The following is a 12,329-nucleotide window of genomic DNA, read 5'->3' on the forward strand; positions in this document are numbered from 1 at the left end:
GCGGGCCGCCGGTGGAACCCAAGGCACCTTGCCGACCTGGCAAGATGCAGGTGTGAACCACAAGGAACTGGAGGAGGTACTGAGCACGGTCGGGGGGCGTCTTCGGGCACTGCGGCAGCAGCGTCACGCGACACTGGACGACATCAGCGAGCGCAGCGGTATCTCACCGAGTACGTTGTCGCGGCTGGAGTCCGGACAGCGCAAGTACACCCTCGATCTGCTGCTGCCGCTCGCGGCCGCCTATGGCCTGCCGCTCGACGAACTCGTCGGTGCTCCGCCGACGGGCGACCCGCGCGTCCATCTGCGGCCCGTCTCCGTACCGGGGCAGGAGGAACAGACGGTCCTCCCTCTGGTCCGCCATTACGGCGGCCCCCACGCCCACAAGCACGTGCTGCCGCCGGGAACGACGACCGCCTCGGGGCAGGGACTCCACACGCATCAGGGAAACAGCTGGGTCTACGTCCTGCACGGACGGTTGCACATCACCTCCGGCACCCGGCAGGTGGTCCTGGCGGCCGGGGAGGCCACGGAGTTCGACACCCGGCTGCCCCACGCGATGGGCAACGCGGGCGAGCAGCCCGTTGAGTTCCTGAGTCTCTTCGGCGTCCAGGGCGAGCGGATGCGCGTGGTCACGACGTGGGAGGAGATGTCCGGGCAGGGACCGCAAGGGGACGCTGAACGCCACACTTCGAAGGAGAAGGAGGAGGACAGTCAGTGAACACAGTCATGCTCGTCGTCATCGCCCTGACCGGCATCGTGGCCGTCGTGACGGTGGAGAGCAGGTCGAGCCGCCTGGACCGGCGGGTCCGGGCTCTCGACCGCAAGATGGACCTGCTGCTGGAGCATCTCCAGGTGCGGAACGACGATCCTCAGCTGGCCGAAGTCACCGCACTGGCTCGCGAAGGACAGGACGTCGCCGCGATCAAAAAGTATCGGGAGCTCACCGGGGCCGGCCTGCTGGAGGCCAAACAGGCGGTCGACCGAATGACACCGTGACAGGCCTGGCGCGCGATGGAGCACGGCCGAGCAGCAATCAAGCATCGGCATATCCGGGAGTCCCCGAGGAGCCCGGTGCTCAGGACCGGGCAGCACATAGGCGGAGGCGGCAGCCGACCGTCCGGCCAGGGCGTCACGCAGCAGGGCCAGTTCGGTCTCCCTGCCTGCCGCGCCCGGTCCGGTTCGGTGACTGGCAGGAGCCCGGCTCGATGTCTGGCCGGGGCACCCGCCTCTACCGCGCCGCGAGGCGCGGCATCCGCTCAGTCGGCAGAGGCCACGTGAAGAGGCCGGGAGACCGCGAAGTGCTGCTGCAGCGCGCAGAGGCCGCTGCCGTACAACTCCTCGACGAGCGTCTGCGCTCCGGCGGCGTCCGCGGCGTCCTCCTCCGACTCCGCCGACCACTCGACGAAGGCCTCGCCGGTGTCCACCACGGGCAGCACCCGAAGCGTGGAGACGCTGCGCCGGACGGGGAAGGGGTGCTCGACGAGCTCGTAGGTGAAGGTGCGTGCGGTGTCGTCGAGCGCTGTCAGACGTTCGAGCACCGTGGTGTCCCCGCCGGCGAAACGCAGGCGCCGCAGAGCTCCGACCGTCGTCGCCCCGCCTTCTTCAAGGACACTCGAATCGATGGCCGGATGCCACTGCGGAAGGGCGTCGAAGGGGCGGACGAGCTGCCATACGGATTCCGCGGTGGCGGGGACAACGGCGCTGACGTACGTGCGTGCCATGGATGCTCCTGTGAGACGTGGGAATGAGAGCTGCGGGCAGGGCACTGCCCGAGCGGTGAGTTGCGCAAGGGAGACCGGTCGAGCGGCAGCGAGGCGGCCGGCGTACGACCATCCGGCCCGACGTGGTCGCGCGGGGCGAAGCGTTCAGACGCCTGCGGTCTGGAACAGGCTCTGGGTGAGCACGGCCAGACGCCGGCGGTATGCGGGGCTGAGGGCGTCCGGTTCCGAGATCCGGGCCTCCTCCGCGCTGTGGAAGTAGGTGCCTGTCACGCCGACGACATCGGCGGCGTCCACCAGGCGTCGCACGGCGGCCACCCCCTTCTCCAGCGGCTCTTGGGCCGGCATACCGGAGGCCTTCGTCATGGTGGTCGCCATGAATGTCGCGGGATGGACGGCGTTCGCCGTGGTACCCGAGTCGGTCAGTTGCTCCGCGAGGTCGACCGTGTGGCTGATGAGAGCGAGCTTGGATCGGCAGTAGGCGTCGGCCTGGGTGAAGTGGTGTTCGTGCTGTGGATCGTCGAAGTCGAAGAGCTGCTGGCCGACCGAGGCGACATTGACTATGCGCGCCGCCGCACTCTCGCGCAGCAGGGGAAGGAGTTCACGGGTGAGCAGTGCCGGCGCGAGGTAGTTCACTGCCAGCCGGAGTTCGTAGCCGTCCGCGGAGACTTCCCGCAGGGTGCTGTCGCCCTGGAAGCCCACCCCGGCGTTGTTCACGAGGACGTCGAGGTGGCGGTGCCGGGCGCGGATGTCGGCGGCGAGCCGCTTCGTCGCGGCGAGGGACGACAGATCGGCGGGAAAGACCTCTCCGTCCGTGCCTGCGGCGACCTCGGCCAGTCGCTCCGGGTTGCGTCCGTGCAGCAGCAGGCGGTGGCCGTCCGCCGCGAGATCCTCGGCCAGTGCGCGGCCGAGGCCGTCGGATGCTCCGGTGATCAGGATGGTTGCCACTTGGGCCCCTTTCGATGGGAGGTGGCGGTGCGCTTACGCATCTGAGAGGCAAGCGCTCAACAGGTGTCACTTTAAACCAACAGGTGTTGAGTCTAGCCCTCCCGCGGTGCTCCCCCGCCCCGGCCGTCACTCCTTCCGCGGTGCTCTCCCGCCCCGACTGCCCCTCCTGTCGCGGCTGCGCCCCTGCCGAAAGCACCGGGCAGGAGCAGGTACGACGCCTTCCGCTGGCTACCATGAGCAGAGCTCCACACCGGCGGACGTCGTTCTTCGCGCCGGGGGCGGGGGCAACAGAAGGAAGGAACCGCGTGGCAGCCCGACGCACAGACACGAGCTCACCTCAAGAGCCGGCTCAGGCAACCCCTCGAAGCTGGGCGCGTCCTGTCGGCCGGGGAGATCGCCGTCTGGAAGCGCTGCTTGCCGCCGCGGAGACATTGCTGGCGGAGAAGCCGTTCGCGGAGATCTCCGTGGGGGAGGTCGCCGCCAAAGCGGGCATCTCACGACCCACTTTCTACTTCTACTTCGACACCAAGCACTCCCTGCTCGCGGCTCTCCTGGAACGGGTCATGCAGGACAAGCTGGAAATCGCGCTGCGCGGCTTCGGCACCACCGAGGTCGATCCGACGCCTCAGCAGACATTCGAGGCCAACTACGCCGAGATCCTGGCTCTGTGGCGTGAACACGCACCGGTGGTGCTGGCCGCGTCCGACGCCATGTCATCGGACGCGGAACTGCAAGGCGTCTACACCGGACTGCTCGACCTGTTCATCAAACCGGCCACGGCATGGATCGAGCAGGAGCGCGCCACGGGGCGCGCTCCGGCGGGCACAGCGGCGGGCACCCTCGCCACCACGCTGGTATGGATGAGCGAGCGCAACCTGTACGCCGCTCTCGTAGGCATGGAGCCGCGGATCCCTGACGACGAGCGCGTGGCCGCTCTCGCGGAGGTCTGGATCCGCAGCGTCTTCGGCGGTCAACCGCCTGCCGCGGCGGCCTGACACCGCCCGCGCACCCCCGGCAGCTGCGTTCGCTGCCGGGTCGATGCCGACGAGTTCCCGAGCGAGGGCTCGGTCGTCGCGGTCGGCGAACATGGAGTGTGCCGGCGTCTGACCCGGCGATCGCCCCGATCTCGCGGATCCGAAGCGGACCAACTCGGCTTCCTGGCTGACGAGTCCATCTAGCGCCCCGGGCCAGGAGACGCGGTCAACCTCGTCGGCTCTCCCGCACCAGCAGCACCAGCAGATACGCCCCGCCGACGCACACGGTGACCGCGCCGGTCGGTAGCAGCACGCCGGGGATCGCGTGCTGCGCCGCGATGTCGGCGCCGAGCAGCAGGACCGCGCCGACGAGCGCCGAACCGGCGAGGTCGACGGAGGCGCCGTGCCCGGTGAGACGGCGGGCTATCTGCGGGGCCGCCAGTGCGACGAACACGATGGGGCCCGCCGCGGCGGTCACCGCGGCGGTCGCGACCACGCCGAGGACGACCAGCAGCACCTTCGTACGCTCGACGGGTATGCCCAGCATCGCCGCGGTGTCGTCGCCCAGTTCAAGCCGCCGCATCCGGCGCGATGTGCCACCGGAGCCGCGATGGCGACCCCGGCGAGCACCACCGCGGCCATCGTGATGGCGGGCCAGCCGACGGCGCTCAGCGAACCCGCGCCCCATACCGCGGCCCGCAGCGCGGTGTCGACATCGGCCTTCACGGAGAACAACGTGTTGACCGAGGACAGCAGCGCGCCGACCGCGATACCCACGACGATGAGCCTGAAGCCCTGCACACCCCGCCGGAACGCCAGCAGATAGACGGCGAAGGCGGTGAGAAGACCGCCGGCCAGCGCGCCCGCCGCGAGCGCCGAGTAACTGGTGGCGCCCGCAAGGAGGGTGAGGACGACTCCGGTGTAGGAGCCGCGCCCACCGCACCGATCACGAGGCCACGCTGCTCCTCTCCCGGCTCGCCGAGTGGGCCCGGACGGCGGTCGTCGTGGAGGCCTCGCGTCCCGACGGACTGAGCCCGCACGCGGCCGAGGCGGCGCTGCACGCGTACGCCGCGACCGGCAGCTCCCTGCGCGACTCCGCCGCCATCGCCGCCATCTCGGAACGCTCGGGCTGGCACGTCGACCGGACCATCGCCCTCGGCTGGGGTGCGGAGGCCACGGTCCTGCGCCGGCCCTGACATCCCGGCGCCGCCGGGTAAGCGGCCAGGCGGCACTTGGCCGCTCCGGCACCACACCCGGAGCGGCCAAGTGGCGTCCCCGGCAGGCGGGTTGCTCGGTTCTCCGTGCGCGGCAGATTACGCGGCTGAGCGCCGCGAACGTCGTGCCCCTCCGACCGCCCCGAGGACGGCCGGATACAGTGCGCGCGACGGCAGCTTGATTACTCGAGGAGGGGAAGCGTGACCGACACCAGCGAAGCCCGGTCCGCCGACGACGCGGCGCGTGCGCCCCGGCAGAGCCGGCTGCGCCGCCTGATGCGCTACCTCCCTTTGATCGCCCCTGTGCTGCTGTGGACCGTGCCCTGCTGGGTGCTGCTGCACGCGGGCCAGCACTGGCCGCTCCCCGTCACGCCGGCCGGCACCGCCCTGTTCGTTCTGGGTCTGATCGGTATGCCGCTCGCGATGAAGCGCGGCCACGGCAAGCGGCAGCAGGACTGGGCGGCGATCGTCGGGGACACCCTCCTCGGCGGCAGCTGGGTCCTTTTCACCTGGTCCGTACTGCTCGGCGTTCTGCTGCGGCTCGCCCTGGCCGTGGCCGGCGTCGGCGACGGTCAGGAGCGGGCCCGGATCGTCACCTGGGCAGTCCTGGGCACCGTCGCCGTACTCCTCACCTGGGGGTACGCCGAAGCCCGGCGGGTGCCACGTGTGCGCCGCCTGGACGTGCAACTCCCGCGCCTGGGCGCCGGGTTGGACGGCACCCGCGTCGTCCTCATCACCGACACCCACTACGGACCGCTCGACCGAGCCCGCTGGTCGGCACGGGTCTGCGAGACGGTGAACACTCTGGAGGCCGACCTGGTCTGCCACACCGGCGACATCGCGGACGGCACGGCCGAACGCCGCCGCGCGCAGGCCGCCCCACTCGCCACCGTGCGGGCCGCATGGGCCAAGGTCTACGTCACCGGCAACCACGAGTACTACAGCGAGGCCCAGGGCTGGGTCGACCTGATGGACGAGCTGGGCTGGGAGCCGCTGCGCAACCGGCATCTGCTGCTGGAACGCGGCGGCGACATCCTCGTGGTCGCCGGCGTGGACGACGTCACCGCCGAGTCCTCCGGCCTGGCAGGACACCGCGCCCACCTCGCCGGAGCCCTCGCCGGCGCCGACCCCGAGCTGCCCGTCCTGCTCCTGGCCCACCAGCCCAAGTTCATCGACCGGGCAGCGGAAGGCGGCGTCGACCTCCAGCTCTCCGGCCACACCCACGGCGGCCAGATCTGGCCCTTCCACCACTTGGTCCACCTCGACCAGCCCGCCCTCGCCGGCCTCAGCCGCCACGGCACCCGCACGCTTCTCTACACCAGCCGTGGCACCGGCTTCTGGGGCCCGCCCTTCCGCGTCTTCGCCCCGAGCGAGATCACCCTGCTCGTGCTCCGCTCCCCGCAGCGTGCCCCTTCGCCGTAGCACCGGACGGGCCGACGGCGCCTACGGCGTTGCCATGGCCGGGCTCGTCCACGCCGCGCGCAGCGCCTTCTTGTCCACCTTGCCGACCTTGGTCGTCGGCAACTTGCCGAGGAGGATCGTCTTCCGGGGCGTGTACAGCTCGCCCAACTCGGCGGTCACCGCCGCGCCGACGGCATCGGGGTCGACCTCGGCGTCCTCGGCCGTGGCCAGGAAGACCTGTACGGCCTCGCCGAACTCCTCGTCCGGCACGCCGAGGGCCGCCGCGTTGCGTACGCCGGGCAGCGTGAGCAGGAAGTCCTCAAGGACCCTGGAGTAGACGTTGTCGCTGGTGCTGCCGGTGACGATGATGTCCTTGGCCCGGTCGACGAGGTAGAGGTAGCCCTCCGCGTCGAGATAGCCCAGGTCTCCGGTGCGCAGCCAGCCGTCGTGCAGTGCCTGCGCGGTGCGCTCCGGGTCCTCGTAGTAGCCGAGCATCACCGTCCGGCCCCGCACACACACCTCGCCGACCTGCCGGGCGGGCAGCGCCGCCGTGCTCTCCTCACCGCGGATCTCTATCCGGGTGTCGGATATCGCACGACCGCAGCTGCGCCAGAGTTCGGGCCGCAGGGCTCCCTGCGCGGCGAGGTCCTCCGCGCCGAACGCGGCGATGCCGAGCGCCTCGGACTGCCCGTAGCCCTGGCTGAGCACCGGGCCGAAGACCTCGACCGCCTGCTGGAGCCGGCTGGGGGACGAGGCCGCTCCGCCCACGACGATCCGCCGCAGTTCGGGGAGGGCGCCCGGCACGCACTGGGGGTGGTCGAGCAACGCGTACAGCATCGGCGGTACGAACATGGTGGCGGTGATCCGCTCCTCGCGCAGCACCGCCAGCGCCTCGGTGGCTTCGAACTCGGGCAGCACCACGAGAGTGGAACCGGTCACCAGAGCCTGGACCGACATGAGGTGGCCGCTGCCGTGCGTGAGCAGCGTGGCGGCGAGCACCCGCTCCGTTCCGGGGTTCACGCTCGGGAAGACGGTGTCGTGTGAGTCCTGCGCCACTTCCACCAGCGCGTCGTAGAGCCGGTGGCTGTGCGCGGCGAGCTTGGGGCGGCCCAGGGTGCCGCCGGTGTAGAGGACGGTGACCGCTTCGTCGGCTCCCGGCGCGGGCACACCAGCGGGGCGTACGTCCGGGCATTCGGCCGCCAGGGCCAGCAGGTCCGCACACCGCTGTTCGCAGGGACCGAGGCCGAGCAGCACGGGGGCGTGGACGCTGCGGCCCGCCGCGTCGGCGGCCCGCTCGGCGAACCGCGGGTCGGTGACCACGGCGCGCACCCTCGACTGCTCGACCAGGGCGGCGAGCTCGCCGGGGCCGGGCTCCGGCGGCAGGAACACGACGCGGCAGCCGATGAGATGGACCGCGAGCTGCACCAGTACGGAGTCCACACGATTGGCCAGGAACAGACCCACGCCGTCGCCCGGCGCCAGCCCCTGCGCGCGCAGCGCGTGCCCCAGCCGGAACAGCCGCCGCCGGGCCTCGCCCCGGGTCAGGCGCTGCGCGCCCTGGACGAGCGCCTCGGCGTCCTCGTCCTTGTTCCAGTGCTCCAGGACGTGGTCCACGTACGTGAGCGGCTCAGATGTTTGCTGCGTGTTAATGATCATGGGCATATGCAAACATGTTACTCAGGAGCCGTCGTCTCACAGGGGGCGACTTCAGCCAGAGGCCGCCCCGGTACCATGCCCCGGCCGCCGAGAGACGGACGGCCGTACTGGCTCCGGGCCATGACACCGACAAAGACCGGCTGTTCGGGGGCCCGCGGGAGTATGCTCGGCGCAGCGGGGCCCTTCCCATGCCGGTGCTCAGACCGGCCCGGACCCCACGGTTCAACGACACCGGGACCGTCGCGCCCGAGGCAGGTTCCGCCCCATGGCCGGACGAGCAGCCACATCCGTCACCGCCGGAGACCGTCACGCACCGCACGTGACCGGTCAGGCCGAGGCCCGCGCTGCCCTCTCGCCGCACCCCTGCAGGCCCCGGGCCGGGACAAGCCGGCGGCCGACGCGTCGCACGCCCCCGTCCGAGACCACCTGAACGCCCCTTCCGTCCACGCCATCCGCCCGCACAGAAGCAGCCCGAGACCCCGGCCGCGACGACAGCACACCGAGGTCAAGGAGTGCCGAATGCCGGTCTGTTCCACCACGTCCACGCCCGGAGAGCCGACAGCCGCGCGCCGCGCTGCCGAGCGCTGTGCGCGAGCGGGGCGAGGGCGGGCGGCGGTCGAAGGCCTCGGTCGGACGCACGACGTACACCACCCCCGATCACGCCGCCCGCAGGCGCGTGTGAATCCGTTCGTCCACTCCCTCCGACAATCGACGGGATCTCCCATGGTCACCACCCTGCAGCCCCATCTCCCCCCGCTGCCCCTCCTCCGTCTGCGCCTCGCGTCACCGGGCCCCCTGCCGCGGGCCATTGACGGTGCGTGGTGGCCTTCCTCGTACGACCTGCCGACGGAACTCCCGCGGCTGCTCGCCGGATTGCCGCGGGCCTGGGGGCACATCACCAGCGTCACGGTCAACGGGACGACCTGGACCACGGCACCCGGCCGGATGCTCGTGCTCAACCAGGTCGTGCGCCTCCACCGGGCCACCGCCGTGTCCGCCCCGCACACGATCTGCCTGGTCGCCCCCAGCCGGGGGCGTTGGGACCTCCTCGTCGTGCCGCCAGGTACTCCGCCGGACGCCGCCGAGTCCCTCATGGCAGCCGCCGCGGGTGTCGACAACTGATCGGATCGGCAGGGCGCTTGAGACCGTGGGGGCGTGAGCGCGACGCTCACGCCCCCACGGTCGGGCAACTCGAAGGGCGGCAGGCGGACCTGCTCAGGCGCGCAGCAGCCGCTGCGTGATCTCTCGGTACTGCCGCATCGCATGCCGGAGTTCGTCCGACTGCGTTTCGGGGTCGCGGCCTTGCCAGCCCTCGCGAAGAGCACGCCGCTGTTCGGCGAGAGCGCTCATGAGCTGGGCGGCGGCCTCGTCGAAGGTGCTCTCGGCTTCTTCCAGTGACTCCACGGGACGGTGGGGGAAGTTGTTGAGGGCCTCCTGGAGCCGCAGGGCGATCTGGTCCCGTTCGTCCGACGGAACGAGCGGATCCGGGCCCGGGGCCCGGCGTTCGGTGGAGCCCCGCAGTTTGTCCGGCGGCAGCTGAGCGCGTGCCTGGTCGTACATCATCGTGTGTCACTTTCCCGTACGTCGTGACGGCGGACCGGGAACGGATCGGCTGGGCCGATGAGCTGTTCGCCGGTCAGGATCCGGGCCGCCGCGAAGGAGGCGGAGCTGTCGATGGAGGCGCAGACCACGTGCGGCACGCGGCGGTTGTAGGGCCAGCGTAGTCGCGCGGCGCGGCGAAAGCGGACCACTGCTCCGGGGCGGCGCACCGACGGCGGCGCACCGGCGTCCCGATCCGGCTCCTTTCGCCACTGACGACCGATCTCGCCGGTGTCCGTGCCGAGGGCGCCGGCGGCCCCCACGCGGCACCGCCCGCCGAAACGGCCCGCCCAGTTCCTCCGGCACCATCCGTCTGCTCCCCGTACGCATCAGCGGCGTAGAAACTGCGTACATCCGGACCGCACGGCGCGTGCACCGCACCGAGCCGGGAACCGGGAGTTCTCCGCCCGGCGGGCCGCACCCGCAACCGCGGTGCCTCATGCCAGAGGGCCCGCTCCGCCTCATCGAGCAGCCGCGCGAGCGGCGTCGTACGGAAGTGAGTCATGTCGCGACAGAATGCGTTCCACGACTTCGGTGCCCTGCATTTCGGCCGGCGGGCAGAGTTCGATCAAGCCGAGGTGCAGAGAGTGCACGAGGCCGTACTGGACAGCGGAATCCGGGACTTGTACGTGCTGGTGCACGGCGCCCAGAACGACGAGGCGGTGGCCGGGGCCACCGACGGCGCGTTTCGCGAGATGCTCGCCGACGCGTGGGAAGACGCCGCGGACACGGCGGGCTTTCTCGGCGTGCGGTGGCCGTCGCTCTGTTTCAGGGACGAGGGCCTTTGGGGCCTCGCCGAACACGAGACAGACCGTGAACGTAAAGCCTGTCCCGGTGTCAGCCGGGCGATGCGCGAGGACCTGGAACGTCAACTTCCGCGCAGTGCCTCCCCGTTGGCCGAGATCGTCGCGTTGCTGAACGACGAGCCCTCGCACGAAGGGGCATTCGACGACCTCGGATCGGCGCTGCGTCGGCTCGCTGAGACGCCCCTGCAAGACCCTATGAACGAGTTCGCCGCCGACACGGAAGGCGAAGTGCTGCCGCAGACAGACCCGCTCATGCTGTTCGAGGACACGAAGACCATGTGCAGCGAATTCGCCGCCGCGCTGTGTGACTTGGCCGGCCCTGCGGAAGAGAAGCCCGGCGAACCCGCCCGGACCGAGTCCGGAACCCGCGACTCCGACCCCCCGGCGTCCAGCGGCGGCACGCTTCCCGAGGCCCGGGTCGCAGGGCACAGGCCGGCCACGCCGCTCAGCAACCGGGTCAGCACGACGGGCACCGTCGCCGCAGGCGGCCCCGTGGGTCAGGACCGTCACCTGCAGGATGCCGCCTACCTGTGGCGCGGGGCTCATGAGCTGTTCCGCCAAGTGGTGCGTCATGTGCTGCGCCGGCGGGCCGGAGTGGTGGGGCACGCGGGTCTGGGTCCCTGCCTCGCGGCGCTCGCGCAGGCAAGCGGGACACGGATCCATCTGATCGGCCACGGGCTGGGAGGCCGCCTTGCCGGGTTCGCGCTGCGCGGCATGGATGCCCCGGGTTCGGACTCGGTCAAACTCGCGTCCCTGACGCTTCTGCAGGCGGAGATGTCGCACTTCATCTTCGCCGACAGCCTGCCCCAACAGGTCACCGGGCACGGCGCGTTGTGGGATCAGCGACAACTGGTCGCCGGGCCGTTGATCTGTACTTTCTCCCATCTCGACACTCACCTGGGCGTGATGTACCCGCTGTCGGCCCAGATGGTCGGCGACTCAGCGGAACTGGCCACCATGAGCCGCAAGTGGGGAGCCCTGGGCTTTGACGGCATCCAGGGCATCGACGGCCCTCCCAACAGCACCTTGCACGACGCCGAGGAGCGGAATCTGAGCGAGATGCCGTACACGAACGTGGACGCCTCCTCGCTCTTCCGGTCCGACAGCGCCCCGGTGGGAGGGCATCATCACGTCGTGCACCCGGAGGTGGGCCGACTGCTGCGCAAGGCGGCGGAGAGCGGCGCCCCGAAGTGAGCGCCCGTGTCAGTTCTCCTCTGTCTCGAACGTGCGCAGCAGATCCGCGGCGACGCTCACCGCGATGGTCGCGGGTTCCTTGCCGGTGATGTCCGCGAGGCCGATCGGTGTCTTGATGCGGGCGATGGTCGCCTCGTCGTGGCCGCCCTCGGTGGCGAGGCGCTGACGGAATCGCGCCCACTTGGCCGCCGACCCGATCAGGCCGATGGAGCCGAGACGGGAGGTGCGCAGGGCGGCGTCGCACAGAGCGGCGTCCTCGGCGTGGTCATGGGTCATGATCAGCACGTGGGTACCGCGCGGCAACTCCGCGAGCACCTCCTCGGGCAGCAGCGGCGTGTGATGCACGTGCACCTGCCCCACCGCGTCCGCGAGCACGCCGAGCCGCTCCTCGGTGAGCAGGTCGGCGCGGGTGTCGATCAGATGGAGGTCCAGGTCCTGGCGTGCCAGGATGCGCGCCAGTTCCAGACCGACGTGCCCTACGCCGAAGATCGCCACCGCCCTCACCACCGCGAGGGGTTCGAGCAACACCGAGACGGTGCCGCCGCAGCACTGCACACCGTGCTGGTTGACCACCTTGTCGTTCAGGGCGAAGTCGATCAGCTCCGGTTCGGGCTTGGACGCGGCGATCATCTCCCTGGCCCGATCGATCGCGACGGCCTCGACATTGCCGCCGCCGATCGAACCCCACGCCTCGGTCTCCCCCACCACGAGCTTCGCGCCGGCGTCACGCGGGGCGTGCCCGCGCACGGTCGCGACGGTCACGAGGACGCCGGGCTCCCGGCGTGCCCGCAACCGCGCGACCGCGGCGACCCACGTCAT

12 protein-coding genes and 2 pseudogenes are annotated in these 12,329 nt (G+C 70.9%); 7 read left to right on the forward strand and 7 right to left on the reverse strand.

The genetic code is table 11. The features are described 5' to 3' along the window. Window positions 1-52 precede the first annotated feature (52 nt). Both IE226_RS06495 and IE226_RS06500 read left to right on the forward strand, forming a co-directional pair. The gene (locus IE226_RS06495) at window positions 53-718 is read left to right on the forward strand and encodes a helix-turn-helix domain-containing protein (RefSeq protein WP_190080031.1); all 666 of its coding nucleotides are present in this window, start codon (window positions 53-55) and stop codon (window positions 716-718) included. Next, on the forward strand, window positions 715-996 hold the full coding sequence (locus IE226_RS06500) for a hypothetical protein (RefSeq protein ID WP_229870539.1): 282 nt from the start codon (window positions 715-717) through the stop codon (window positions 994-996). The genes IE226_RS06495 and IE226_RS06500 overlap by 4 nt, the downstream gene beginning before the upstream one ends. Before the next feature lie 260 nt (window positions 997-1,256). On the opposite strand, the gene IE226_RS06505 is transcribed toward IE226_RS06500, so the two are convergent. Continuing rightward, window positions 1,257-1,721 carry an SRPBCC family protein gene (locus IE226_RS06505; protein ID WP_190080032.1) on the reverse strand — a complete coding sequence of 155 codons (465 nt, stop codon included), beginning with the start codon at window positions 1,719-1,721 and terminating at the stop codon, window positions 1,257-1,259. 144 nt (window positions 1,722-1,865) lie between these two features. Next, window positions 1,866-2,666 (reverse strand): SDR family NAD(P)-dependent oxidoreductase, encoded by an 801-nt coding sequence (locus IE226_RS06510; protein ID WP_190080033.1) that lies wholly within the window; start codon window positions 2,664-2,666, stop codon window positions 1,866-1,868. A 233-nt stretch (window positions 2,667-2,899) separates the two neighbouring features. Here IE226_RS06510 and IE226_RS06515 point away from each other — a divergent pair, with 233 nt between their 5' ends. After that, a complete protein-coding gene (locus IE226_RS06515; RefSeq protein WP_268251277.1) occupies window positions 2,900-3,661 on the forward strand; it encodes a TetR/AcrR family transcriptional regulator in 762 nt (253 codons plus the stop codon). A gap of 205 nt (window positions 3,662-3,866) precedes the next feature. Here IE226_RS06515 and IE226_RS06520 read toward each other — a convergent pair. Then, window positions 3,867-4,570: pseudogene (locus IE226_RS06520) on the reverse strand (FecCD family ABC transporter permease); the annotation flags it as partial. Between IE226_RS06520 and IE226_RS06525 the strand changes: the two are divergent. Both IE226_RS06525 and IE226_RS06530 read left to right on the forward strand, forming a co-directional pair. Further along, window positions 4,564-4,836: pseudogene (locus IE226_RS06525) on the forward strand (siderophore-interacting protein); the annotation flags it as partial. The pseudogenes IE226_RS06520 and IE226_RS06525 overlap by 7 nt on opposite strands. 219 nt (window positions 4,837-5,055) lie before the next feature. Beyond that, window positions 5,056-6,276 carry a metallophosphoesterase gene (locus IE226_RS06530; RefSeq protein WP_190080035.1) on the forward strand — a complete coding sequence of 407 codons (1,221 nt, stop codon included), beginning with the start codon at window positions 5,056-5,058 and terminating at the stop codon, window positions 6,274-6,276. Between the two features lie 21 nt (window positions 6,277-6,297). Here the strand turns inward: IE226_RS06530 and IE226_RS06535 are convergent, their stop codons facing one another. Then, window positions 6,298-7,911 (reverse strand): class I adenylate-forming enzyme family protein, encoded by a 1,614-nt coding sequence (locus IE226_RS06535; protein ID WP_229870543.1) that lies wholly within the window; start codon window positions 7,909-7,911, stop codon window positions 6,298-6,300. 723 nt (window positions 7,912-8,634) lie between these two features. Between IE226_RS06535 and IE226_RS06540 the strand changes: the two genes are divergently transcribed. Next, window positions 8,635-9,033: a DUF5994 family protein gene (locus IE226_RS06540; protein ID WP_190080037.1), complete on the forward strand. Its 399-nt coding sequence runs from the start codon at window positions 8,635-8,637 to the stop codon at window positions 9,031-9,033. Window positions 9,034-9,126: 93 nt separating this feature from the next. Here the strand turns inward: IE226_RS06540 and IE226_RS06545 are convergent, their stop codons facing one another. Continuing rightward, on the reverse strand, window positions 9,127-9,474 hold the full coding sequence (locus IE226_RS06545; RefSeq protein ID WP_190080038.1) for a hypothetical protein: 348 nt from the start codon (window positions 9,472-9,474) through the stop codon (window positions 9,127-9,129). Then, complete coding sequence (locus IE226_RS06550; protein WP_190080039.1) at window positions 9,471-9,773, reverse strand: hypothetical protein; 303 nt, start codon at window positions 9,771-9,773, stop codon at window positions 9,471-9,473. The genes IE226_RS06545 and IE226_RS06550 overlap by 4 nt, the downstream gene beginning before the upstream one ends. 366 nt (window positions 9,774-10,139) lie before the next feature. On the opposite strand from IE226_RS06550, the gene IE226_RS06555 reads away from it, so the two are divergent. Beyond that, window positions 10,140-11,510, forward strand: coding sequence for a hypothetical protein (locus IE226_RS06555; protein WP_229870572.1), 1,371 nt, complete (start codon window positions 10,140-10,142; stop codon window positions 11,508-11,510). Window positions 11,511-11,519: 9 nt separating this feature from the next. On the opposite strand, the gene xdhC is transcribed toward IE226_RS06555, so the two are convergent. After that, a complete protein-coding gene (gene xdhC, locus IE226_RS06560) occupies window positions 11,520-12,329 on the reverse strand; it encodes a xanthine dehydrogenase accessory protein XdhC (RefSeq protein WP_190080107.1) in 810 nt (269 codons plus the stop codon).

Origin of the sequence: Streptomyces longisporoflavus (genome assembly GCF_014649775.1) — a bacterium.
In the GTDB taxonomy this organism is placed as follows: Bacteria; Actinomycetota; Actinomycetes; order Streptomycetales; family Streptomycetaceae; genus Streptomyces; species Streptomyces longisporoflavus.

Bases quoted from the DNA above. Each gene is read 5' to 3' on its own strand.
- IE226_RS06505 (WP_190080032.1), bottom strand. From the start codon at position 1,721: ATGGCACGCACGTACGTCAGCGCCGTTGTCCCCGCCACCGCGGAATCC.
- IE226_RS06515 (WP_268251277.1), top strand. From the start codon at position 2,900: ATGAGCAGAGCTCCACACCGGCGGACGTCGTTCTTCGCGCCGGGGGCG.
- IE226_RS06535 (WP_229870543.1), bottom strand. From the start codon at position 7,911: ATGATCATTAACACGCAGCAAACATCTGAGCCGCTCACGTACGTGGAC.
- IE226_RS06540 (WP_190080037.1), top strand. From the start codon at position 8,635: ATGGTCACCACCCTGCAGCCCCATCTCCCCCCGCTGCCCCTCCTCCGT.
- IE226_RS06545 (WP_190080038.1), bottom strand. From the start codon at position 9,474: ATGATGTACGACCAGGCACGCGCTCAGCTGCCGCCGGACAAACTGCGG.
- xdhC (WP_190080107.1), bottom strand. From the start codon at position 12,329: ATGACGTGGGTCGCCGCGGTCGCGCGGTTGCGGGCACGCCGGGAGCCC.